The organism is Arthrobacter saudimassiliensis, from assembly GCF_059090665.1.
Genome location: NZ_JBNHFX010000001.1, coordinates 1231576 through 1254060 on the forward strand (window position 1 = coordinate 1231576; position 22485 = coordinate 1254060).

Annotated in this window: 20 protein-coding genes; 2 read left to right on the plus strand and 18 right to left on the minus strand. The window is 70.3% G+C overall.

Annotated features, from left to right (window positions below; translation table 11 throughout):
• Window positions 1-23 precede the first annotated feature (23 nt).
• Window positions 24-305 (plus strand): MoaD/ThiS family protein, encoded by a 282-nt coding sequence (locus AC5RV6_RS05775; protein ID WP_494006321.1) that lies wholly within the window; start codon window positions 24-26, stop codon window positions 303-305.
• Between the two features lie 101 nt (window positions 306-406).
• Here AC5RV6_RS05775 and AC5RV6_RS05780 read toward each other — a convergent pair whose 3' ends face one another.
• The gene (locus AC5RV6_RS05780; RefSeq protein WP_494006322.1) at window positions 407-1720 is read right to left on the minus strand and encodes an HNH endonuclease signature motif containing protein; all 1314 of its coding nucleotides are present in this window, start codon (window positions 1718-1720) and stop codon (window positions 407-409) included.
• A 514-nt stretch (window positions 1721-2234) separates the two neighbouring features.
• On the minus strand, window positions 2235-2999 hold the full coding sequence (locus AC5RV6_RS05785) for a transglycosylase family protein (RefSeq protein ID WP_494006323.1): 765 nt from the start codon (window positions 2997-2999) through the stop codon (window positions 2235-2237).
• A 410-nt stretch (window positions 3000-3409) separates the two neighbouring features.
• On the opposite strand from AC5RV6_RS05785, the gene AC5RV6_RS05790 reads away from it, so the two are divergent.
• The gene (locus tag AC5RV6_RS05790; protein WP_494006324.1) at window positions 3410-5407 is read left to right on the plus strand and encodes an APC family permease; all 1998 of its coding nucleotides are present in this window, start codon (window positions 3410-3412) and stop codon (window positions 5405-5407) included.
• Between the two features lie 9 nt (window positions 5408-5416).
• Here AC5RV6_RS05790 and AC5RV6_RS05795 read toward each other — a convergent pair whose 3' ends face one another.
• From AC5RV6_RS05795 to AC5RV6_RS05870, 16 genes are all read right to left on the minus strand, one after another.
• Window positions 5417-7171 (minus strand): ABC-F family ATP-binding cassette domain-containing protein, encoded by a 1755-nt coding sequence (locus tag AC5RV6_RS05795; protein WP_494006325.1) that lies wholly within the window; start codon window positions 7169-7171, stop codon window positions 5417-5419.
• A gap of 213 nt (window positions 7172-7384) precedes the next feature.
• Window positions 7385-7999 carry a hypothetical protein gene (locus tag AC5RV6_RS05800; protein WP_494006326.1) on the minus strand — a complete coding sequence of 205 codons (615 nt, stop codon included), beginning with the start codon at window positions 7997-7999 and terminating at the stop codon, window positions 7385-7387.
• Window positions 8000-8056: 57 nt separating this feature from the next.
• On the minus strand, window positions 8057-9436 hold the full coding sequence (gene dnaB, locus AC5RV6_RS05805; protein ID WP_494006327.1) for a replicative DNA helicase: 1380 nt from the start codon (window positions 9434-9436) through the stop codon (window positions 8057-8059).
• Window positions 9437-10047: 611 nt separating this feature from the next.
• Window positions 10048-10497 (minus strand): 50S ribosomal protein L9, encoded by a 450-nt coding sequence (gene rplI, locus AC5RV6_RS05810; RefSeq protein ID WP_494006328.1) that lies wholly within the window; start codon window positions 10495-10497, stop codon window positions 10048-10050.
• Between the two features lie 18 nt (window positions 10498-10515).
• Window positions 10516-10755, minus strand: coding sequence for a 30S ribosomal protein S18 (gene rpsR, locus AC5RV6_RS05815; RefSeq protein WP_205161597.1), 240 nt, complete (start codon window positions 10753-10755; stop codon window positions 10516-10518).
• A 141-nt stretch (window positions 10756-10896) separates the two neighbouring features.
• Entirely contained in the window at window positions 10897-11481 is a 585-nt protein-coding gene (locus AC5RV6_RS05820) for a single-stranded DNA-binding protein (protein WP_494006329.1), read from the minus strand.
• Between the two features lie 63 nt (window positions 11482-11544).
• Window positions 11545-11850, minus strand: coding sequence for a 30S ribosomal protein S6 (gene rpsF, locus AC5RV6_RS05825; protein WP_494006330.1), 306 nt, complete (start codon window positions 11848-11850; stop codon window positions 11545-11547).
• Window positions 11851-12047: 197 nt separating this feature from the next.
• A complete protein-coding gene (locus AC5RV6_RS05830; RefSeq protein WP_494006331.1) occupies window positions 12048-13331 on the minus strand; it encodes a M18 family aminopeptidase in 1284 nt (427 codons plus the stop codon).
• A 45-nt stretch (window positions 13332-13376) separates the two neighbouring features.
• Window positions 13377-14045, minus strand: a complete 669-nt coding sequence (locus AC5RV6_RS05835; protein WP_494006332.1) for a response regulator — start codon at window positions 14043-14045, stop codon at window positions 13377-13379.
• Window positions 14042-15514 (minus strand): histidine kinase, encoded by a 1473-nt coding sequence (locus AC5RV6_RS05840; RefSeq protein WP_494006333.1) that lies wholly within the window; start codon window positions 15512-15514, stop codon window positions 14042-14044. The genes AC5RV6_RS05835 and AC5RV6_RS05840 overlap by 4 nt, the downstream gene beginning before the upstream one ends.
• Window positions 15515-15524: 10 nt before the next feature.
• Window positions 15525-16388, minus strand: a complete 864-nt coding sequence (locus AC5RV6_RS05845) for an ABC transporter permease (protein WP_494006334.1) — start codon at window positions 16386-16388, stop codon at window positions 15525-15527.
• The gene (locus AC5RV6_RS05850; RefSeq protein WP_494006335.1) at window positions 16385-17335 is read right to left on the minus strand and encodes an ABC transporter ATP-binding protein; all 951 of its coding nucleotides are present in this window, start codon (window positions 17333-17335) and stop codon (window positions 16385-16387) included. The genes AC5RV6_RS05845 and AC5RV6_RS05850 overlap by 4 nt, the downstream gene beginning before the upstream one ends.
• A gap of 208 nt (window positions 17336-17543) precedes the next feature.
• Window positions 17544-18395, minus strand: coding sequence for an ABC transporter permease (locus AC5RV6_RS05855; RefSeq protein WP_494006336.1), 852 nt, complete (start codon window positions 18393-18395; stop codon window positions 17544-17546).
• Window positions 18392-19426, minus strand: a complete 1035-nt coding sequence (locus AC5RV6_RS05860) for an ATP-binding cassette domain-containing protein (protein ID WP_494006337.1) — start codon at window positions 19424-19426, stop codon at window positions 18392-18394. The genes AC5RV6_RS05855 and AC5RV6_RS05860 overlap by 4 nt, the downstream gene beginning before the upstream one ends.
• A 116-nt stretch (window positions 19427-19542) precedes the next feature.
• Window positions 19543-20775: an MFS transporter gene (locus tag AC5RV6_RS05865; RefSeq protein WP_494006338.1), complete on the minus strand. Its 1233-nt coding sequence runs from the start codon at window positions 20773-20775 to the stop codon at window positions 19543-19545.
• Between the two features lie 22 nt (window positions 20776-20797).
• Window positions 20798-22483 carry an ABC-F family ATP-binding cassette domain-containing protein gene (locus AC5RV6_RS05870; RefSeq protein WP_494006339.1) on the minus strand — a complete coding sequence of 562 codons (1686 nt, stop codon included), beginning with the start codon at window positions 22481-22483 and terminating at the stop codon, window positions 20798-20800.
• Window positions 22484-22485 lie beyond the last annotated feature (2 nt).

Below are 22485 nucleotides of genomic sequence, written 5' to 3' on the forward strand. Positions count from 1 at the left end.
CGAAGCCGGTAGCGTCGGGACCGGTGGCCGTGCTGCTGATGCTGCCGGCCTCCCTGGCCGAGGCTGTGGATGGACGGCGCGTCGTGCACGTGGTTGCCGAGGTCCCCACGGTCGATGGGCTGCTTGCCGCCCTGCGCAGCCAGTACCCGCGGATCCTCAACCGGATCTGTGATGAAGCCGGAGCCGTCCGCCGCTACGTCAACATGTATGTGAACGGGGAAGACATCCGCGACTTAGCTGCCCGGGACGGGTCCGTCGTCGACGGCGCCGAAGTGCTGGTGCTGCAGTCCGTCGCCGGCGGCTGAGGCTTCCGGCGGCGCCGTTGACACAGCTGGCGTCAGTGCATGGGCTCGTGGGGGTCGCTGCCCCTGTCCAGATCGGTGTCGGTTCCGGACAGGGCCGTCCCCTAGAACGGGGCCGGCTCGGGCTGCGCCCTGCCTCGTTTCAGGACAAGCTGCGGCTCGGTCCGGTACGTCCGTCCCGTCGGCGAGGTCCAGACCAGGTATCCGGGCTCAGGTTGGCGGGCGTGCCAGAATCCCAGCGTCTTGAGCCGGTGGTGTTTCCGGCACAGGCAGGCCAGATTTCGGTGGTCGGTGCTTCCGCCCTGCACGTAGGGCACCGTGTGGTCGATTTCTGCGGCAACGGTTCCGGCGCTGCATCCGGGGAAGCGGCAGGTCCCGTCCCTGGCCTGCAGCCAGCGCTTCACGCCCGCAGGGACTCGACGTCGGGCACCCACCGCCAGGACTTCGCCGTCCAGGGAGTCGGTCAGCAGGGCGGTCAGGTGTGAAGCCGATTCCACCAGCGCCCGGGCTGCCTCGGGGCTGATGGAGCCATATCCGTTCAGCTCAGCAGGCTGACCGCTCAGCCCCAGCAGCGTCTCCGCCGTCAGCAGCACCATGACTTCGCACCGCGTCCCTCCGGCCGGCCGGTCAGCGGTGCAGCCCGGGCGGGCGCCGGGATGCTCCTGTTCATCGGTGCCCCCGCTCCCCTTAGCCGGCGGACTGCACTGAGGATCGCCGGTCAGCAACGCCGCGAAGATGTCGGTGCGCAGCTGATTCAATGTCCGGGGATCCCCCGCTGCCTGTTCGCCTCGGGCCGCCGTGGTGAGCATCCCGTAGATGCCCTGCCCCTGGGCGGCGGGAAGGAAAGCAGACAGCTGCACCATCCCTTCCGGTTCGGGCCGCAGCCACACGGCGCGTTCAGCCCGCGCCTGGCGATGCTGCCTGGCCAGCTGTTCCTCGCTGAGCAGGGCGTCCCGGTGCCGGCGTCCGATGCGCTCGAGCTGGGCAGCCGTCAGGTCCTGCGCCTTCCCCAGCATGATCTGCTCGATCCGCTCCCGGTCCGCCCCACCCAACCCTGCCACCACACGGGCGATGGCCTGCGCCTGCCCGTAAGTAAGCCGGCCGTCCTCCAGCCGGGCCAGGGTCTCGGGGCAGTCGGCCGCAAGCGTCTGCGACTCGGCCATGAGCCGCTGGGCCGTCAGCGGCGGCAGGCACAGCAGGGCCCCGACCTCCGAAGCCGCCGCCCGAAACGCCAGCTGCGGGTCCGTCCGATCGACGAAGGCCAGCTCCTCCTCCACCAGCTGCTGCAGCCGGTGGAAGCCTATGGCCTGTTGTGCCCGGGCCCAGGACAGCACCTGTTCAAGCAGCTCCAGGGCCTCGACGAGATCCTCCTGGGACTGGGCGAGGAGATCCTGCAGCGCCAGGGAACCGCTCAGCACCGGGTGCCCGGAAGCGAAACGCCTTGCCGCCCCTTTCCCAACGGCCGGCCACGACTCCGACTCCTCGCCCGAGACGCCTGAAGGCGGTGACGCAGCGGCCGCGCCAGGCGCCTCCTGCACCGCGTCAGGGGCAACGGAGTGCGCAGTGCCGCCCGCCTTCATCGGGCCGCGCTCCCCGGGACCGTCCGGTCCGCTTCCGCCGTTCACGGTGGCTGTCATAGCCCCATTCCAGCAACACGCTTCAGACATCTGGCGCGCACCCGTCCGTGCCGGGCACAACGCTCCCCCGAGCCGTTCCTGTGGAGGACAGCGGCAGGCCGGGGCCGTCCCGTTCCGGCCGCGGCCCGAAGCGCAGCAGGTCGGAGCCGCCCGCAGCACGAGTCCGCCCGGGAACGACGAAGGGCACCCCCGCTGTGCGCGGGAGTGCCCTCCGTGGTGCCGGACGTCGACCGGCGGCAGGTACTGCAGGAGTGCTGCTGCAAGGCTGCAGAGCCTGCCTGGCTGCTGCGGACCGCTAGGCCGGCAGCTGCAGGACCTGGCCGGTGAAGATCAGGTCGGGGTGGATGATGGTGCCGGCATTGGCGTTGTACAGGGCCTGCCAGCCACCCTCGATGCCCAGCTTCTCGGCAATGGTCGACAGGGTGTCGCCCGCCTGGATGGTGTAGGTCTCACCGGACAGGGCCGGAACCTCGGTCTGGACCGGAGCGGTCTGCACCGGAGCGGTGGACTGCACCTGGATGTTCTCGGCAGCCGTCGGGGCGGGAACCTCGGCGGCCTGCGGCTGGATGTAGGTCTCCACCGGGGCAACCTGCTCGGTGGCCTGCGGCTGGACGTAGGTCTCGACCGGAACCTCAGCCTGCGGCTGGACGTAGGTCTCGGTCTGGGTCGGGGCCGGAGCGGTGGCCTGCGGGTTCGCGGTGGCACCGGTCATGCCCAGCTTGGCGGTGCAAGCCGGCCAGGCACCGGGGCCCTGCGAGGCCAGGACCTTCTCGGCGACAGCGATCTGCTGCTCACGGGACGCCTGCGCGGCGGTCGGAGCGTAGGCCGTGCCGCCATAGCCCTCCCAGGTGCTCTGGACAAACTGCAGTCCCCCGGAGTAGCCGTTGCCGGTGTTGATACCCCAGTTGCCGCTGCTTTCGCACTGTGCAAGCGCGTCCCAGTCCATGGAGCTGGCGTTGGCCGGAGCAGCGAGGCTGACGAGTCCCGCTGCGCCCGCGCCGGTGATGGCGGCAGTGGCCAGGCCACGACGCACGATACGACGGATCTTCTGGTTCTTCATCGGTTTCTTCTGCTCCCAAGGGTTCCACCTGCGCTCTCCCCGTCCCCGGGCTTCAGCACGCCGTCGCCTACCCCAGACTGTCGGAGGTCTCTTACAGTGCGCACGCAGCGGCGACTTCACGGTGGACGCGTGGCACTTGGCATTCATACCCGGCCGCACCTCGGTCGGTGCCGACCGCCGTCGACCTTCTGTTCCGGTCAACGGTTCGCCCTCGATTCGGGCTCTTAACGAAGATAGGGGACCCTGCCGTCGAGACCAAATCGATATCAACTCTGCGCGAATCGTTATGTGCCGCTGATCCGCGTAAACAAGCGGATCGAGTACCATTCAGGCCCTATCGGTTAGGTTTCTCACACCTGGTTTCAGCCGATTCTGGACAGTCCGCAGGGCCCGGTCTAACGTTGGTCCTCGTGCTCACGTTCTTCAATGCGCTCAAGCGCATTCTGGTGGGACGCCCCTACGGCAACGAGCGGCTCTCGCAGACCCTGCTACCCAAGCGGATCGCCCTGCCGGTCTTCTCCTCCGATGCCCTGTCATCGGCGGCCTACGCGCCTGATGAGATTCTGCTCACCCTGGCCCTCGCCGGCGTAGCCGCCGTCACGTTCTCCCCCTGGGTGGGCCTGGCCGTCATCGTCGTGCTGCTGACCGTCGTCGCCTCCTACCGGCAGAACGTGCGTGCCTACCCCTCCGGAGGCGGCGACTACGAGATCGCGACGGCGAACCTGGGGCGTCCGGCCGGCCTCACGGTGGCCTCGGCCCTGCTGGTGGACTATGTACTCACCGTGGCGGTCTCCATGTCCTCCGCCGCGGCGTATCTGGCGACGGCGGTCCCCGCCCTTCACGAGCACCGCGCCGCCCTGGCCGCCGCCGGCGTCGTGATCCTCGTGCTCGTGAACCTGCGCGGCGTCCGGGAAGCCGGGGCGCTGTTCGCGGTGCCCACCTACATCTTCATGGCCTCCGTGCTGGGCATGTGCCTCTACGGCGGCTTCCTGGCCGTCACGGGAGAGCTCGGCGAGGCGCCGTCCGCCGACTTCAGCATCGTGCCCGAGGCGGGGCTGGACAACGGCCTGGTGGGCCTGGCCGGCGCGTTCCTGCTGCTGCGCGCCTTCTCCTCCGGTGCGGCGGCGCTGACCGGCGTGGAGGCGATCAGCAACGGCGTGCCGACGTTCCGCAAGCCGAAGAGCGCCAACGCCGCCACGACCCTGCTGCTGCTCGGTGTCATCGCGGCCTCGCTGCTGGCCGGCATCCTCGCCCTCGCGGCCGCGGCCAAGGTGCATGTGGTCCAGGACCCGGCCACCCAGCTGCTCGACGACGGCCGGCCGGTGGGCGGGGACTATATCCAGCACCCGGTGATCTCCCAGCTGGCGGAGACGGTGTTCGGTGACGGCAGCCTGCTCTTCTACCTGGTGGTGGGGGCCACCGGCCTGATCCTGGTCTTCGCCTCCAACACGGCGTTCAACGGCTTCCCGGTGCTGGCCTCGATCCTCGCCCGGGACGGGTACCTGCCCCGGCAGATGCGCACCCGCGGCGACCGGCTGGCCTTCAGCAACGGGATCATCTCCCTCGGGGCGGGCGCGCTGGTGCTCATCCTGCTCTTCAATGCGGACGTGACCCGGCTGATCCAGCTCTACATCGTGGGTGTCTTCGTCTCCTTCACGGCCAGCCAGCTGGGCATGATCCGGCACTGGACGGGCCGGCTGCGGCTGGAGCGGAACAAGGAGACCCGACGCGCCATGCAGCGGTCCCGGGCGATCAACTCGCTGGGTTTCGGGATGACCGCGCTGGTGCTCGTGATCGTCATCGTCACCAAGTTCACCCACGGGGCCTGGATCGCGCTGCTCGCCATGGCCGGGCTGTACCTGATGATGTTCGGCATCCGCTCGCACTACGACTCCGTGGCCCGGGAACTGGCCCTGCACGACGACGAACAGGGCCTTGCGCTGCCCTCGCGCGTCAACGCCGTGATCCTGGTGTCCAAGGTGCACAAGCCGGCGCTGCGCGCCGTCGCCTACGCCCGCGCCTCCCGGCCCTCCAGCCTGGAGGCCATCACCGTGGATGTGGACCCGGAGGAGACCCGGCGGGTCACCGACGAGTGGGAGCGGCTGAAGATCCCGGTGCCGCTGACCGTCCTGTCCTCCCCGTACCGGGAGACCATTTCGCCGGTGCTCAGCTACCTGCGTGAAGCGCGCCGGAACCGGCCCCGCGAGCTGTTCGTGGTCTACATCCCCGAATACGTGGTGGGCCGCTGGTGGGAGCAGCTGGTCCACAACCAGACCGCGCTGCGGATCAAGGCCCGGCTGCACTTCGAGCCCGGCATCATGGTCGCCAGCGTGCCCTGGCAGCTGGCCTCCAGCCGCGACGCCGAGGGCCAGCCCGCCGGCGGTCCCGGCGCCCACACCCGGGGCTGAGCCGGGACATCAGCCCCGCCGCAGCCCGATCCTGGGACCGTCCCAGCGGCGGCGCAGCCAGCGGTCGTGGCTGGTCAGGACCACGGCGCCGGGATAGGCATCCAGCGCGCTTTCCAATTCCTCCGCCAGGGCCAGGGACAGATGGTTGGTGGGTTCGTCGAGCAGCAGCAGCTCCGGGGGCTCGGCCAGGAGCGGCGCCAGGGCCACCCTCCGCTGCTGGCCGGGGGACAACCGGCTCAGCGGCTGCCCGCACCGGGACGCCGGCAGCAGGCCGAGATCCGGGAGCGACGGCGCCGGGTCCGGAAGCCGCAGCCGGCGCCGATACGCCTCTTCCGCCGTCAGATGTGCGGGAAGCCCGACCTCCCCGTCCTGGCGCAGCCAGCCGACCCCAAGCTCCGGGCGGCGCTGCACGGTGCCGACATCGGGGCGGAGGTCCCCGGCGAGGACGGCCAGCAGCGTCGACTTGCCGTACCCGTTGGCGCCTTCGACCAGCAGCCGGTCCCCGGGGTGCAGGACCAGGTCCAGGGGCTCCAACCTGTTGTGCAGCCCGGCTCCGGCCAGGATCAGCAGCGGCTCCTCCGCATCCGACCGCCCGGCGGGGCGGACGGCTGCGGATCCCGGGCCGGCAGTGCTGCCGACGCCGTGCCATGCATCGGCGCCTCGAAAGCGCAGAGGCACCGGCGGAGGAGGAACAGCCTGCCGCTCCAACGCCGCCAGCGCCTGCCGGGCGGAGCGGATCCGGCCGCCGACGGTCTTGGCGGCGCGGTCGGCATAGAACTTCTGCGCGCCGCGGGCTTCGGTCCGCGGAACATCGGTGTGGAAGACCTCGCCCTGCGTGGTCCCGGCTGCCCGGCGGAGCCGGGCCCGTTCGGTCTGCTGCGCGTGCCATGCCTCGGCCCATCGCCGCCGCTCTTCGGCCCGTTCCCTGAGGTAGGCCGAGAATCCCCCGGTGTACCGCCTCCCCTGCACGGCGTCGGTACCGTAGCCCTCCGGACCGGGCGAGGGGTCCAGATCGACCAGGTGCGTGGCGATTCCGTCCAGGAACCACCGGTCGTGGCTGGCCATCAGCACCGGCCCGGTCCAGCCGCGCAGTTCAGCGGCGAGGAAGCCGACGGCGTCGTCGTCGAGGTGGTTGGTGGGTTCGTCGAGCAGCAGCGCCTCGGGGCGCTCGAGCAGCAGCACGGCGAGGGCAACCCGGCGGCGCTGGCCGCCGGAAAGCCGCCGGAGGGGCCGGTCCAGCGGCACATCCGCCAGCCCAAGCCCGGCGAGCACGGTCCCGATCCGGGCCTCCAGGGCCCACAGGCCGGCGCGTTCCGCTTCGGTGAGCACCAGGTCGTAGGCCCGTGCGACCGCGGCGTCCTCCGGGTTGCGGGCCAGCTGGGCCGCCAGCTGGGCCAGGGCCGGCTCCAGTCGGCGCACCGGTGCGACGGCGGTGTCCACCGCCTCGCCGAGGGTCGCCGCCGGGGAAGGAATCGATTCCTGCGCCAGGTACCCGGTGCCGGCGGGACGCCGGACCGTCCCCGCGTCAGGCGCAAGCTGCCCTGCCGCAATGCGCAGCAGGGTGGACTTGCCGGCCCCGTTTTCCCCGATCAGGCCGGTACGTGATCCCGCCGGAACCGTGAAGGTCACGTCGGTGAGGACCCGGTGGCCCGAATAGCTCAGCCCAATGCCGTCAAAACTGAAGTGCCGGGCGGTGCGGGCACGGCGCGCGGCGGAGGAGAAAGTCGGGGAGGTAGTCGAAGACGCCGGAGTGGAGTCGGCCATGAAAGGTCCTGCCGTCCGAAGATGGATCAGCCCGCCGGGCGTGGAAGCCTCCGGGAGCGGACGCAGCAGTGGCGTCGGCATCGCTCCGGGGCAGCCGCAGGCGCGGGCACGTCAATCAGGACTTGAACATGGGTCGATGCTAGCCACGCCCGGCCGGTACAGGCAAGGCGCGCAGGAGCGCGGGGCGAGGCGCCCGGGCCCGCGTGGGCCCGGCTATCCGGCCCGGCCGGCCAGCACCGACTGATACGCGTAGTCGGAGAGCCGGCCCTGGTCCCGGGCCTGCTCGACGGCCGCGAAGGAGCGGGGGCCGGCGTCGCTGTACGGGAAGTGGATGAGCTCGGCGATCAGCTCCCATTCCTCGGCGATGGAGTCGATGAGGTCATCCGGGGTCTCCTGCTCGGAGGGACCGCCGTCGAGCACCGTGTACTGCCCCTCCGGAACCCGGTGCGCCTCCAGCCGTTCGAGGTCGGCCTCCAGCTCAGCGAGGGAGGCGTACTCGCGCTGCGCGCCGGGCGGAACCGAGCTGCCCACCGAGGCCAGCTCGCTGCCGAACGCACCCTCGGCCAGGGCGAAGACCGACGTCGGAACCGGCTCGCCCTCGGCCAGGTAGGCCGGCAGCTGGGAGGGCATCCAGTACCAGGCGTCGCCCAGGTCGGCGCCGCCGGGCTGGGCCCGCTCGCTGATCCACCCCCGGGACGTCAGCAGGGCGTCCGCCTCGTCGCTGAAGAAGGCCTGTTCGCCACGGAAGCGGGCGTTGACCTCGTGCGTGGCGCGGCGGGCCTGCTTCTTTTTGGCGGCGGCCTTCCTGCGGGGCTTTGACTTGGGCATCGGGACTCCTGGAGGCCGTGGCGGTGGGGTGTGTGGAGGTTGGGGCGGGAAGGCGGGTCAGAACCCGCTGCCGCCCTCGACGGCCATGTTGGCGAACCGTGAGTAGTGGCCCTGGAAGCCGACCACGATGGTCTTGGTGGGGCCGTTACGGTGCTTGGCGACAATGACGTCGGCTTCGCCGGCGCGCGGGGATTCCTTGTCGTAGATGTCCTCGCGGTGCAGCAGGATGACCATGTCGGCGTCCTGCTCGATGGAGCCCGATTCACGCAGGTCGGAGACCATCGGCTTCTTGTCGGTGCGCTGTTCCGAGCCACGGTTCAGCTGCGAGAGCGCGATTACCGGGACCTCAAGCTCCTTGGCCAGCAGCTTCAGGGCACGGGAGAACTCGGAGACCTCCTGCTGGCGGGATTCCACCCGCTTGCCTGAGGACATCAGCTGCAGGTAGTCGAGCACCACGAGCTTGAGGTCGTGCTTCTGCTTGAGCCGGCGGCACTTGGCGCGGATCTCCATCAGCGACATGTTCGGGCTGTCGTCGATGAACAGCGGCGCGTCGTTCATCCGGCCCATGGTGGTGGCGATCTTGCCCCACTGCTCATCCTTGATGGTGCCCTTGCGCAGGTCCTGCAGCCCGATCGTGGCCTCGGCGGAGAGCAGGCGCATGGCGATCTCGTTACGCCCCATTTCCAGGGAGAAGAACACGGTGGTCATGTTGTTCTTGATCGCCGCGGAGCGGGCGAAGTCCAGCGCGAAGGTGGACTTGCCGACGGCGGGACGGGCGGCGATGACGATCATCTGGCCGGGGTGCAGCCCCTGGGTCAGTTCATCAAGTTCGTAGAAGCCGGTGGGCACGCCGGTCATGCCCTCGCCGCGGTGTCCGGCCGACTCGATCTCATCGACCGTGCCCTCGATGATGTCCTTCAGCGGCACGTAGTCCTCGGCGGTGCGCCGCTCCGCCACGGCGAAGACCTCGGCCTGCGCGGCGTTGACCAGGTCGTCAACCTCGCCGTCGTTGGAGTAGCCGAGCTGGACGATCTTGGTGCCGGCATCCACCAGCCGGCGCAGGACGGCGCGCTCCCGCACGATTTCGGCGTAGAACCCGGCGTTCGCGGCCGTGGGCACGGACTGGATCAGCGTATGCAGGTAGGCCGGGCCGCCGATGCGGGTAATCTCCCCGCGCTTGGTGAGTTCATCCGAGACGGTCACCGCATCGGCAGGCTCGCCGCGGCCGTACAGGTCGATGATCGATTCGTAGATCGCCTCGTGCGCCGGGCGGTAGAAGTCGACGCCGCGCAGCACCTCGACGACGTCGGCGATGGCGTCCTTGGAGAGCATCATGCCGCCGAGCACGGACTGCTCCGCCACCAGGTCCTGAGGGGGTGTGCGACCGAAATCCCCGGCGCTGGAGACCGCCGGAGCGTCCGAATGCGTGAGCGACACTGTAAAAGCCTTCCGAGAGGTAATGCTGGCGACCCCTGGGCACCGGGCCGGCTGGTTCCAGTCCTACCTCCTGCCACCGACATTCCCGCCGACGACGGCGGCGGACAGGGAATGTGGGGATAAGGGGACTTTTCCCCGGCGTATGAGGGATTCCCCGTCACCGTAGTCCTCCTCCGACCACATCGCCAAGCGACTTATCCACAGGGCCTGTGGGTGGACTGTGCATAACGCGGCGTGTTGTGTGCACAGGCTGGGTATAACTCTGTGGACAGAGGGGAACATATGTGCGAAATACGGCTCTGACTAGGGCAAACGCTTGTGAACACCTGTGGAGAAAAAGTATTTTGGCGCCACGCCGTAGACCGTGCCCCGGTTGACAAAGCCTGGTTGCAGGGTGAGTGTTCACGACGTTGTCCACGTTTCCGGCCCATCGCCCCAAAGTTATCCACAGTGGTTGTCCCCAGCTGTGGATTGTTGTGCATAAACCGCCTGCAGCGGTGGATAACCTTCGGACCGAGCAGGCGGAGCGTGGCCGGAAACACGTCACGGGCAGCAAAAAGCGCCCCCCGCCCGAAGGCAGGAGGCGCTTTTCGAAACCGCAGCGGAAAACGCTAGCCGGCAACGACCTCGAGGTCGATCACGGCGGCAACGTCCTCGTGCAGGCGGATGTTGGCCTGGTAGGAACCGAGCGACTTGATGTGCGTCGGCAGTTCCACCTTGCGCTTGTCGATGCTGCCCAGGCCTGCGGCCTCGACTGCAGCGGCAACGTCGGCGGCCTTCACGGTGCCGAACAGGCGGCCGGACTCGCCGGCCTTGACGGCCAGCTTGACCGGCTTGGCCGACAGTGCGGCAGCCTGCTTCTGGGCGTCTTCCAGCGAAGCGTGCTCGCGCGCAGCGCGGGCGGCCTTGATGGACTCGACCTGCTTCTCGCCGCCCTTGGACCAGGCCAGGGCGAAGCCGCGGGGCAGCAGGTAGTTACGTGCGTAACCGTTCTTCACCTCGACGACATCGCCGGCGGTGCCGAGACCGGTCACTTCATGGGTCAGAATGAGCTTTGCCATGGGATTCGTTCCTTTCCTTTAGCCGCGGCCAGCGCCGGAGTAGGGCAGGAGAGCGACTTCCCGGGCGTTCTTGATCGCCAGGGCGATCTTGCGCTGTTCCTGAACAGTGACACCGGTGACGCGACGAGCGCGGATCTTTCCGCGATCGGAAATGAACTTGCGCAGCAGCGCGACGTCCTTGTAGTCGATGACAGTGATGTCAGCGGCCTTCAGGGGGTTGGACTTTGGTTTGGGCTTACGAAGTTCAGCCTTAGCCATCGTGGAGCTCCTTATGTCTGTTGGAGCCCGTGGATCATTCCACGGGATGGGCTCGACGGCGGTTGCCGTCTGAGTGTGGCGCCGGAGCGCCGGGAGGGGCGGGGCGGCGGCCGACGGGGCCGCCGCATCCGCCCGAGGGGGTTAGAAGGGCGGGTCGTCCGAGCCGGGGCCGGTGCCCCAGCCGCCGCCGGAGTTGCCTCCGGCCGGAGCGCCCCACGGATCATCTACGGGACCGGACTGCTGCTGCTGGCCGCCGCCCCAACCGGAGTTGGAGTTGCCGCCGCCGAAGCCGCCGCCGGAGTTCCCGCCGAAGCCGCCACCGCCGCTGTTGCCGCCGAAGCCGCCGCCGCCACCGCCGGAGCGCTGGGTGCGGGTGACCTTGGCCGACGCATAGCGGAGCGAGGGGCCGATCTCGTCGACCTCCAGCTCCATCACGGTGCGCTTTTCGCCCTCTTTGGTTTCATACGAACGCGACTTCAGGCGGCCCTGGCAAACCACGCGGGTTCCCTTGGTCAGGGACTCCGCGACGTTCTCAGCGGCCTCACGCCAGACCGAAGCGCGGAGGAACAGCGTTTCGCCGTCCTTCCACTCGTTCGACTGGCGGTCAAAGGTGCGCGGAGTCGAGGCAATGGTGAAGTTCGCCACTGCCGAACCCGACGGGGTGAACCGGAGTTCCGGATCGTTGGTCAGGTTGCCGATAACGGTGATCGTTGTTTCGCCTGCCATGACTGCCTCCTGCTGTCTCAGCCCGTTGCGGGGCTCGTCGTAAGAAAGAAAGTGTCGCCGAAACTACTCGGCGGAAACCTTCTGGTCTTCGGGGCGGATGATCTTGGTGCGCAGGATGGTCTCGTTGAGGCCAAGCTGGCGGTCAAGCTCAGCAGCAGCAGAGGGGTTGGCGGTGAAGTTTACGACCGCGTAGATGCCCTCGGACTTCTTCTTGATGTCGTAGGCGAGGCGGCGACGGCCCCAGATGTCGACCTTGTCGATGGTTCCACCGTCGTTGCGGACAACGTTGAGGAACTTGTCGAGCGAAGGCTCAACGGTACGCTCGTCGACCTCGGGGTCGATGATTACCATCAGTTCATAAGCACGCATTGTGAACCCACCTCCTTTGGGCTATACGGTCACGGTATTTCCGTAACAGGAGGTTCTATTGCGTTGTCTCGGCCGGCCGGCGGTTCATGCCGGTCGGCGCGGCAGCGGGCAGGGCCCACAGCACAGACTTCACTATCCTATCCGACTTTTCCGCCCCACGCCGACGGCGGGCCCTGCTGTGGAAAAGCGCAGGGCTCCTAGAACCCTTCGGCCAGGAAGAAACGGCGGCTGACCCGGGCCAGGGCCAGCGGATCGGCGACGCCGGACATCTCCCGGGCCGAATGCATCGACAGCAGCGGGATGCCCACGTCCACCGTGCGGATGCCGAGCCGGGTGGCGGTCAGCGGGCCGATGGTGGAGCCGCACGGCACCTGGTTGTGCGAGACGAACTCCTGGTAGGCCACCCCGGCCTCCGCGCACAGCCGCGCCCACACCGCAGTGCCCCACGCCTCGGTGGTGTAGCGCTGGTTGGCGTTGATCTTCAGCAGCGGCCCGCCGTTGAGCACCGGGTGGTTGGCCGGATCATGCCGCTCGGCGTAGTTGGGGTGCACGGCGTGCCCGGCATCGGCGGACAGGCAGAAGGAGGCGGCCATGGCCCGACGGCGGTCGGCGTCGTCGGCGCCCAGCCCGGCGCCGATGCGGTGCAGCACATCCTCCAGGAAGGGCCCCGCGGCTCCGGAACGTGAGCCGCTGCCGACCTCCTCATGGTCGAACGCGGCGAGCACGGCGATGGCGCCGGAGCGCTTGTCCTCGGCGGCGCCGATCAGCGCGCTCAGCCCGGCGTGCACGGAGGAGAGGTTGTCCAGGCGCCCGGATGCGAAGAACTCCCCGTCAGCGCCGAAGACCTGCGGCGCCTGGGTGTCGGCGGCGACGACGTCGTAGCCGCCCAGCTGCCCGACGTCGAGGCCGGCGCGGGCGGCCAGCAGCTCAAGCAGGTCGGAGGTGGAGGGATCGCCCAGCCCCCAGACCGGGTTCATGTGCTGCTGCTTGTCCAGTTTCAGGCCCTCGTTGACGGCCCGGTCCAGGTGGATGGCCAGCTGCGGGAAGCGCAGCAGCGGCCCGGTCTCCACCAGCCGCTCCTCGCCGTCCACGGTGACCAGGCGGCCGGCCAGCTGCAGTTCACGGTCCAGCCAGGAGTTCAGCAGCGGCCCGCCGTAGACTTCGACGCCGGCCTGCAGCCAGCCGTAGCGGCCGGTGGTGGGACGCGGCTTCAGCTTGAAGGTCGGCGAGTCGGTGTGCGTGCCCAGCACGGCGAATCCGGTGTGCGGGCCGGCGTCCTCCGGAACGATCCAGGCGATGAACGCGCCGTCCCGCACGGCGACGTAGCGGCCCGGGGCGGCGGGCCAGTCGGCCCGCTCATCCAGCTCGGTGAAGCCGGCGGCGGTGAGCCGGCGGACCGCCTCGCGGACGGCGTGGAAGCTGGAGGGCGAGGCGCTGACGTAGGCGCCGAGGTCGTGGACGTGCTCGAGTGCATCAGACATGCTCCGATTCAACCACCGCGCGCGCCCGGGTGCACGGCGCCCGGGTCAGCCGCCGGGAACCACCAGCCCGGACTCGTAGGCGTAGACGACGGCCTGCACCCGGTCCCGCAGGCCCAGCTTGGCCAGCATCCGGCCCACGTGTGTCTTGACCGTGGCTTCGCTGACCACGAACCGCGCGGCGATCTCGCTGTTGGACAGGCCCTCCGCGACCGCGTGCAGCACCTCCCGTTCACGGGCGGTGAGTTCGGCCAGCCGCGGATCCGGGCCGGGGCGGGCCGCGGGGGCGGCCAGCAGGTGGTTTTCCAGCAGCCGCCGGGTGACCCGCGGGGCGACGACGGCGTCACCGGCGTTGACCACGCGCAGGGCGTGCACCAGCTCCGCCGGAGCGGCGTCCTTGAGCAGGAAGGCGGAGGCTCCCGCACGCAGCCCGGAGAACACGTACTCGTCCAGGTCGAAGGTGGTCAGCAGGATCACCCGCGGCCCGTCCGCCGAGCAGAGGCGCGCGGTGGCCTCGATGCCGTCCATCCCCGGCATCCGGATGTCCATCAGCACGACGTCGGGGGCCAGCTGGGCGGCGAGCCGGACGGCTTCGGCGCCGTCCCCGGCCTCGCCGACGACCGCCAGGTCCTCCTCGCCCTCGAGGATCAGCCGGAAGCCCATGCGCAGCAGCGGCTGATCGTCCACGAGCAGCACGCGGATGGGTGCGTCATTCATTGCTGGTCCTCCCCCTGTCGGACGGTGTCGGCGTCGTTGTCATGCGCTGGATCCGTGCTGCCCTGCGTGGGCGCGGTGTGCCCGGCGGGCCCGGGCGGCGCGTGCGCCGGGGCCCCGGGTACGGTGAGCACCGCCGTCGTCCGCCAGCCGCCGCCGGGCAGCGGGCCGGCCTGGACGGTGCCGCCGTAGATGGCTGCGCGTTCGCGCATGCCGTGCAGCCCCTGGCCGCTGCCGGGGCGGCTGCCCGGGGCTGCACCGCCGTCGGCCTGGCGGGCCGATGTGTCGCCGGTCGGCGCCGCGTGGAGCACCGGGCCGGCTCCGTCGTCGGACACGCTGATCCGTACGGTGTCCGCGGTGCGGTCGATCCGCACCTGCACCCGGGACGCCCCGCGGGCGTACCGCAGGGCGTTGGTCAGCGATTCCTGCACGATCCGGTGCACGGTGAGCAGGAACGCCGGGTCGTCGGGAAGCGGCGGGCCGCTGCGGGTCAGGGTCGCCGGCAGGCCGGCGGAGCTGAACCCGTCGACCAGCGACTCCAGGGAGCCGGGCAGCAGCGGGTTGCGCGGGGCCGGCGCGGCCGGCTGTCCGGGGGCCGCCCCGGAGCCGGCGGCGTCCTCCCGGAGCACGCCGAGCACCCGGCGCATGTCGGCCAGGGCGGAGCGGCCGGTGCCGGAAAGCTCCGCAAGCACCTCGCCGGCGCGGGCCGGGTCCCGGCGCAGCACGACGGCGGCGCCGTCGGACAGGGCGATCATGACGGTCAGCGAATGGGCCACGATGTCGTGCATCTCGCGGGCGATGCGGTTGCGTTCGGTGACCGAGGCAAGCTGCGCGTTGCGGTTTGCCCAGGCCCTGACCTCCTCGTCGTGCAGGCGGTTGCGGCGCACCGTGATGCCGACCCCGGCGGCGATGATGTACATCATCAGGAGCATGACCACCAGGATCCAGACGACAGCCGGGCTGGTTCCCGGAGCGGTGCCGGCCAGGAGCATCAGGGCGACGCCGCTGGGGACCGCTGCCAGTACAAGCACCGTGAAGGTCACGGCGGCCCGGTGCTTGACGGCCACGGAGTACAGGCCCAGCAGGACGCCGAAGCCGAGGGTGAACAGCCCGTCGCTGTAGACCAGCAGCAGCGGATCCAGGCACGCCAGCACCAGCGTGACGAGAATGGGCCGACGGCGGCGCAGCAGCATCAGGGCCACCCCGCCGGCCAGGAACGCCGGGATCAGGAAGGCCAGGTTGGGTCCGGCACCGTCCCGCGGAGCGGCCAGCACATCAGGGTAAACGCCCAGCAGATACAACAGCCCGACCAGTGCATCGGTGACGCGGGGATGCCGGTGCAGGTAACGGCGCACCGGCCCGCGGCGCCGGAAACTGATCTCGCCCGGAACCTCGACGGGTAGGACGGATTCGGTGGAAGGGGCGGCGGCCGTTCGTTCCGCTGCCCCTTCCACCGGGCTTGTTCCGCTCATGGCGGGGTCCTTAGACGTCGCGCTTCTTCACGACGAAGGCGGCGGCGGCGAGCAGCACCGCGGCCCAGGCGGCCATCACCAGGCCGCCCTGCAGCTGGGTCAGCTGGCCCTCGCTGGTCTGGGTGGAGACCAGCCGTGCGCCGGCGGAGTCGGGCAGGAAGCGGGCGGCGTCGGGAATCCAGTCGGCCAGGCCGGAGAACAGCGAGACGATGATCCCCAGCACGAACAGCAGGCCGATGATGGTGACCACGCCGCCGGCGGTGCTGCGCAGCAGCGCGCCGATGGCCACGCCCATGACAGCGACCAGCGCCAGGAAGGTGCCGGTGTTGAAGATGCTGGCCAGCACGCCGGGAGCGTCCAGGCCGAACTCCAGGTTCTCCGGCGCCAGCAGCGGCTGGGCGACGAAGTAGCTGACGAAGGCGGCGGCAACGCCCACCACGAAGGCGACGACGGCGGTGACCAGGGTCTTGGCCAGCAGCGCCGGAATGCGGGTGGGCACGGCGACCATGGTGGAGCGGATCATCCCGGTGGTGTACTCCGAGGCGATCAGCACCACGGCCAGGGAGGCAATGAGCAGCTGCCCGAAGACGACTCCGGAGGACGGGGCGTCATAGGCCATCTGCTGGAAGTCGGTGCCGATGCCCTGCGGGCCCATGGCGCCGGCCTGGTCCTGGAAGTCGGCGGCGACGGCGGTGGACCACGCGTAGAGGGCGGCCAGGCCGATCATCACCACCACGGTGATGGTGAGCAGGATGACGGTGGAGCGCAGCGTGGTGACCTTGATCCACTCCGAGCGCAGGACCCGCGGGAAGGTCACGCGTTCGTTTCCGGCAGCGCGGGCCGGCCGGGCGGCGGGGGCTGTGGCGGTGCTCATGCGGGCTGTCCTTCCTGGGCCGGAGCGGAAGCCGGCTGGTTCATCTGCTGCGACTGGTATTCGACCTCGCCGCGGGTCAGCTCCATGTACGCCTCTTCGAGGGAGAGCTGCTGCGGGGTGAGCTCGGTGATGAGGATGCCGCGGGACAGGGCGGCCTCCGCGATGCTGCGCGGCGCCAGGCCCAGGACCTCCAGGCGGTCGGCCTCGAGCCGGCGGACTTCGACGCCGGCGGAGCCGATGGCGCTGACCAGCGCCTCGGCGTCGTCGGTGCGGACCTGGGTGCGCTCCTGGTCCTGCCCGGCGATGATCTCCTGGATCGGTGCGTCGGCAATGATCCGGCCGCGGCCGATCACGATCAGGTGGTCGGCGGTGACGGCCATTTCGCTCATCAGGTGCGAGGAGAGGAACACGGTGCGGCCCTCCGCGGCCAGCCCGCGGGCCAGGTTGCGCACCCACTGCACGCCCTCCGGGTCCAGCCCGTTGACCGGCTCGTCGAAGATGAGCGTCTGCGGGTTGCCCAGCATGGCGACGGCGATGCCGAGGCGCTGGCCCATGCCCAGCGAGAAGCCGCCCACGCGCTTCTTCGCCACCGGTCCGAGGCCGGTGAGCTCGATGACCTCGTCGATGCGCTTGTTGGGGATGCCGTGGGTGGCGGCGAGCGCGCGCAGATGGTTGTACGCGGAGCGGGAGGTGTGCACGGCCTTGGCGTCCAGCAGCGCGCCGACCTCGTGCAGGGGGGCCCGGTGCCGGGCGTAGGGACGCCCGTTGACGGTCACGGTGCCCGCGGTGGGGCGGTCCAGGCCGACGATCATGCGCATGGTGGTGGACTTGCCGGCGCCGTTCGGGCCCAGAAAGCCGGTGACCCTGCCCGGCTGGACCGTAAAGCTGATGCCGTCGACGGCGGTTTTGGCGCCGTAGCGCTTGGCGAGGCCCTGTGCCTCAATCATGGTTCGTCCTCTGGTTGGAGCGGACAGTTCGGCGCAGGAGCCCGCGCGCAGCAGCTCGCTCCGCTGCCGTTCGTGTCGGTGCGGGCCCCTGCGGGGCCCCTCGCACGTCTTCCTGCGTATTACACACTAGGCAGTTCGCGACGACGGCACATTGGCCGGACGAATGATGTTGGCCCCCGGTGCGCTCCACCTTAAGGATGACGGCGGCTCAGCGGGAGCTGCTGCGTGCAAACCGCCGCACCGCCAGCGGCACGAACACCAGCAGCATCACGGCGGAGCCGATCAGCACCGTGGGCACCGCGTGCTGCATCGGCCAGGTGTCCGGCACCGGGGCGGTGCCGAGGTTCCCGAACAGCTCGCGGGCGGCCTGCACCAGGGCCGAGACCGGGTTCCAGTCGGCGAAGATCCGCAGCGGTTCGGGCAGGTTGGCGCTCTGCACGAAGGCGTTGGAGATGAAGGTGAGCGGGAACAGGATCATAAACGAGGCGTTGTTGATGGTTTCCGGGGTGCGGACCATCATGCCCAGCAGCGCCATCACCCAGCTGAACGCGTAGGAGAACAGCAGCAGCAGGCCGACGGCGGCGAGGAACCGCGCCGGGTCGGTGTTCACCCGCCAGCCGACCAGCAGGCCGGTGCCCATCATGATCAGCATGGAGATCCCGTTCAGCGCCAGGTCGGCGTTGGTACGGCCGATCAGCACCGCCGAGCTGCTCATCGGCAGGGTCCGGAACCGGTCGATGATGCCTTCCTTCAGGTCCTGCGCCATCGCCGCTCCGGAGAAGGTGGAGCCGAACACCACGGTCTGGGCGAAGATCCCGGCCATCAGGTACTGGGTGTAGTCGGTGCCGGCCACGGCGATGGACCCGCCGTAGACCTGGCTGAACAGCAGCACGAACATGATCGGCTGCAGCACGGCGAAAATGATCATGTCCGGGGACCGCTTGACCTTGATCAGGTTCCGGGCGGTGACGGTCCAGCCGTCGGCGAACCAGCGACCCACGACGCCGGGCGCCGGGGCCTCGGCCCGGGCCGCGGGGGGTCGGGCTACGGCGATGCTCATCGCACTGCCTCCTTCTCTGCGCTGCCGGCTCCGCTGCCTGCCTCAGTCTCCGCCTCGTCCGCCTCCGCCGGCCGGCCGGTCAGCTGCAGGAAGACGTCGTCGAGGGTGGGCCGGCGGATGCCGGCGTCGTGCAGTTCGATTCCGGCCTCCGCCAGGTCGGCCAGGACCCGCTGCAGGGCGGCCGGTCCGTCGACGACGGCGACCTCCCAGCTGCGGCCGTCGCCGCCGGCCCGGGGTTCGCCGGTGCCGTGCCGGGCCAGGACGGCCCGGGCGGTGCCGCCGTCGGCCCCGGCGACCAGGGTGACGGCCACGCGGTGCCCGCCGATGTCCGCCTTGAGTTCGTCGGAGGTGCCGGAGGCGATGACGGTGCCGCCGTCAATGACGGCGATGCTGTCGGCGAGCTGGTCCGCCTCCTCCAGGTACTGGGTGGTCAGCAGCAGGGTGGTGCCGGCGGAGACCAGGTCCTTGATCACGTCCCACAGGGCCAGCCGGCTGCGCGGGTCCAGCCCGGTGGTCGGCTCGTCCAGGAACAGCACGCGCGGTTCGTTCACCAGGGCGCCGGCCAGGTCCAGCCGGCGCCGCATGCCGCCGGAGTAGCCCTTCACCGGGCGGGAGCCGGCGTCGGAGAGGTCGAACACGTCGATCAGCTCCGCGGCCCGGGCCCGGGCCCGGCGGGTGCCCAGGTGGTACAGCCGCCCGACCATGGCGAGGTTCTCCAGGCCGGTGAGGTTCTCGTCGACCGCCGCATACTGGCCCGAGACCCCGATGACCCGGCGCACCGCCCGGGGGTCCGCGGCCACGTCGATTCCGTCGATCACGGCGGTGCCGGAGTCGGCGGTGATCAGGGTGGTGAGCACCTTCACGGCGGTGGTCTTGCCGGCCCCGTTGGGCCCGAGCAGCGCCGTCACGGTACGTTCCGGCACGGCGATGTCCAGCCCGGTCAGGGCATGCACGGGCCCGGACTTGGACTTATACGTTTTGCGCAGCTGCTGCGCCTGAATCAGCGCGGAAGTGGTGGGGGAAGCACTCATCGCAGCAGGGTAGGCCCGGGCCGGGCCTCACCGCGCCCGCTTTGAGGACAGCTTCGGTCCGCGGCGATGCCGGAGGGGTTGCCGCGACAGGCTGCCCGAGTGTTCGCGGGGGACTGCTAGTCGGGCGCGGACGCCGTCCGGTGCTGCTCCCTGGCCGCGGGTGCGGCCAGGATGGACAGCAGCATGGCGCCGGCCACCAGCAGCAGCGCGGTGCGGATGCCCCACAGCTCGCCGAAGAAGCCCAGCACCGGCGGGCCGACGAAGAAGGCCATGTAACCGATGGTCGACACCACCGACACCCGGGCGGCGGCGTGCTGCGGGTCCTCCCCCGCCGCGGACATGCCGGTGGGGAACCCGAGCGCCGCGCCGATGCCCCAGAGCACGGCTCCGGCGCCGGCCAGCCACACGTTGGGCGCGAACACGAAGACCAGCAGCCCGGCCAGCGAGACACCCATGCACCAGCGCAGCGCCCGGACCCGGCCGAACCGGTCGATGAGGGTGGAGCCCACCCAGCGGGTGACGGTCATGGCGGCCACGAAGACGGCGAACATCAGGGCGCCGGCGGTCTCGCTGCTGCCGAGCCCGTCCACGGTGGCCTTCGCCACCCAGTCGTTGGCCGCACCCTCGGTCAGAGCCGCGCCGAGGACCACCACGCCGATCAGCAGGGTCCGGCCCTCGGTCCAGGCGCCGCCGCGGCGGCGGTCCCGGCCGGCGGCGGGCGTTCCTTCGGCTGCGGTCCGGGGCCGGACCGGGCGGGCCGGCAGGAAGCTGCGCGGCAGCAGCAGGACGGTGACCGCGACGACGGCGAGCACACCGACCAGATGCAGCGGCAGGGAGACGCCCAGCGCGGCCAGCCCGGCGCCGATCAGGGCACCGGTGAAGGAGCCGCCGCTGAAGGCCGCATGGAAGCGGGGCATCATGGTCCGGCCCAGGCGGCGCTCGACGTCGGCGCCCTCCAGGTTCATGGCCACGTCCCACAGCGCGATGCCGGCGCCGAAGACCAGCAGCCCGGCGGCGGTCAGCGGCATCGACCCGGCGGAGAGGCCGTAGGCGATCAGCAGGGAGGCGGCCGACGTCGTGAGCCCGCCGGCACGCACGGCGCCGGCGTTGGTGATGCGGGCGGCGACCGCTCCGCCCAGCGGGAGGGCGATCACGGAGCCGACGGCGGAGAACAGCAGCAGCACGCCGGTGCCGCCGGCGCCGATGCCCAGGGCCTCGGCGGCGGCCGGGATCCGGGCGGCCCAGCTGGCGAAGACGATGCCGTTCAGGGCGAACACGGCGAAGACGGCGAACATCGACCGGTTCACCGCGGCGGCGGTATGGACAGCGGATTCGGATGTACGGGTCACGGAGCCATTGTCCCCCCGGTGGTCAGCGGATCCGGTCCACCCGTGACTCATCCCATACCGGTTCGGTGCTTTCGTAGACCCGGCCGTCGGAGCCGAAGACGAGGAAGCGGTCGAAGCTGCGGGCAAACCAGCGGTCGTGGGTGACCGCCAGCACCGTGCCTTCGAAGCCGTCGATCGCCTTTTCCAGCGCCTCGGCGGAGTGCAGGTCCAGGTTGTCGGTGGGCTCGTCCAGCAGCAGCAGGGTGGCGCCGGAGAGTTCCAGCAGCAGGATCTGCATGCGGGCCTGCTGGCCGCCGGAGAGCGAGTCGTACTTCTGCTCCGCCTGGGCAGCCAGCCCGTAGCGGTCCAGGACGGCCGCGGCCGCCTCGCGGCCCAGCCCGGAACGGTGGTCGTCGCCCCGGTGCAGGATCTCCACCAGAGTGCGGCCCAGCAGGTCGGGGCGGACATGCGTCTGGGCGAAGAAGCCGGGCCGGATGCGGGCGCCCAGCTTGGCGCTGCCGGTGTGCTCCACCGGGGCGATCGTGACCTCGGAGACCGGTTCGTGTTCCCTGTCCGGGTCGGTGCCGCCGGCGGCCAGCAGGCGCAGGAAGTGGGATTTGCCGGAGCCGTTGGAGCCGAGCACGCCCACCCGGTCCCCGAACCAGATTTCGGTGCTGAACGGCTTCATCAGGCCCGTCAGTTCCAGCTTCTCGGCGACGACGGCGCGCTTGCCGGTGCGGCCGCCGCGCAGCCGCATCGACACGTTCTGCTCGATCGGCAGGGCCTCCGGCGGGCCGGCCTCGAGGAACTTCGCCAGGCGCGTCTGGGCCGCCTGGTAGCGGTTGGCCATGTCGGAGCGGAACGCGGCCTTGTTCTTATACATGTTGACGAGTTCCTTGAGCTTGATGTGCTCCTCGTCCCAGCGCCGCCGCAGCTCCTCGAAGCGGGCGTTGCGGTCCGCGCGGGCCTGCACGTAGCTGCCGAAGCCGCCGCCGTGGATCCAGGCCGAGGCGCCGTTGATGCCCGGCTCGAGGGTGACGATGCGGGTGGCGGCGTTGTCCAGCAGCTCCCGGTCGTGGCTGACGAACAGGACCGACTTGGGCGAGGCGGCCAGCTTGGCCTCCAGCCAGCGCTTGCCCGGCACGTCGAGGTAGTTGTCCGGCTCATCCAGCAGCAGCAGCTCGTGCGGACCGGCGAACAGGGCCTCGAGCACCAGCCGCTTCTGCTCGCCGCCGGAGAGGCTGGCGGCCGGCCGGTGCTGTGCCCGGTCGTACGGCAGGCCCATGGCGGCCATCGTCACTTCGTCCCAGACGGTTTCCTGCTCATAGCCGCCGGCGTCGCCCCAGTCCGAGATCGCCGTGGCGTAGCGCATCTGCACCGCCTCGCTGTCGGCGTCCTCCATCATGGCCGTTTCTGCGGCGTCGAGCGCCTTCGCCGCGGCGGCGAGCGCCGGGGTGGCGGTGCTCACCAGCAGGTCGCGGACCGTGCTCTCGTCCCGGACCTGGCCTACGAACTGGCGCATCACGCCCAGGGATCCCGAGCGGGACACCACCCCGGCGTCGGGGGCGATGTCTTCGCAGATGATCCGCAGCAGGGTGGTCTTGCCGGTGCCGTTGGGCCCGATCAGGGCGGTCTTGTGCCCCTCCCCCACTTTGAAGGAGACCCCGTTCAGCAGCTGCCTGCCGTCGGAGAGGAAGTAGTCGATACCGGATACGTCGAGATGCGCCACGC